2 protein-coding genes are annotated in these 1112 nt (G+C 70.0%); both read left to right on the forward strand.

Going from position 1 to position 1112, the window contains the following annotated elements; all coding sequences use genetic code 11:
- Positions 1-22: 22 nt before the first annotated feature.
- Complete coding sequence (rnhA, locus tag QAA18_RS10605; RefSeq protein ID WP_279412911.1) at positions 23-460, forward strand: ribonuclease HI; 438 nt, start codon at positions 23-25, stop codon at positions 458-460.
- 9 nt (positions 461-469) lie between these two features.
- On the forward strand, positions 470-1112 hold a 643-nt coding region (gene dnaQ, locus QAA18_RS10610; RefSeq protein ID WP_279412910.1), incomplete at its 3' end, for a DNA polymerase III subunit epsilon.

A 1112-nucleotide genomic window follows, 5' to 3' on the forward strand; every position in this document is an offset into this window, starting at 1 on the left:
AGGTGCCCGCCGCATGACCGCGATGAAGGAAGTCGGCATCCACACCGACGGCGCCTGCTTGGGCAATCCCGGCCCCGGCGGCTGGGCCGCGCTGCTGCGTTTCCGCGGCCGCGAGCGCGAGATCTCCGGCGGCGAGCCGCTGACCACCAACAACCGCATGGAGCTGATGGCGGCGATCATGGCGCTGGAGACGCTCAGCGAACCCTGCGTGGTGATCCTGCACACCGACTCGCAGTACGTGCGCCAAGGCATCACCGAATGGATGCCCAACTGGATCCGGCGCAACTGGCGCACCGCCGGTGGCGGCGCGGTCAAGAACCGCGACCTGTGGGAACGCCTGCACGCGGCCTGCGCGCGCCACCGCATCGACTGGCGCTGGGTCAAGGGCCACAGCGGCGATCCGGACAACGAACGCGTCGACCAGCTCGCGCGCGCCGAAGCCGAAAGGTTGAGGGGTTAGACTTCCCGCATGCGCCAGATCGTCCTCGACACCGAAACCACCGGTCTTTCCTGGGAGAAGGGCAACCGCGTGGTCGAGATCGGCTGCGTGGAGATGGTCGAACGCCGGCCTACCGGCCGCACCTTCCAGCGCTACCTCGATCCGGAATGCGACTTCGAGCCGGGCGCGCAGGAAGTCACCGGCCTGACCCGCGAATTCCTGGCCGGCAAGCCGAAGTTCGCCGACATCGCCGAGGAATTCCTCGCCTTCATCGACGGCGCCGAGCTGGTGATCCACAACGCCGCCTTCGACCTGGGCTTCCTCGACGCCGAGTTCGCCCGCCTCGGGGCGCAACACCCCCCGCTGCGCGAGCGTTGCGCGGTGGAGGATTCGCTGGAACTGGCGCGGCAACGCTTCCCCGGGCAGCGCAACTCGCTGGACGCGCTGTGCCGCAGGCTGGGCGTGGACAACTCGCACCGGCAACTGCACGGCGCGCTGCTGGACGCGCAACTGCTGGCCGAGGCTTACCTGGCGCTGACCTCGGGCCAGGGCGAGATCGGTTTCGATGCGCTGGCCGAAGGCGAAAAGCGCGACACCGCGCAGGCGCTCGAACGCCTGGCCGGAACCGAGGCGCCGCGCCCGCGGGTGCAGGTGCCGGCCGCGGACCTGGCCG

This window comes from Luteimonas sp. 8-5, assembly GCF_029763755.1.
Classification (GTDB): Bacteria; Pseudomonadota; Gammaproteobacteria; order Xanthomonadales; family Xanthomonadaceae; genus Cognatiluteimonas.

Excerpts from the sequence above, each read along its gene's own strand:
- rnhA (WP_279412911.1), top strand. The coding sequence starts at position 23 with ATGAAGGAAGTCGGCATCCACACCGACGGCGCCTGCTTGGGCAATCCC.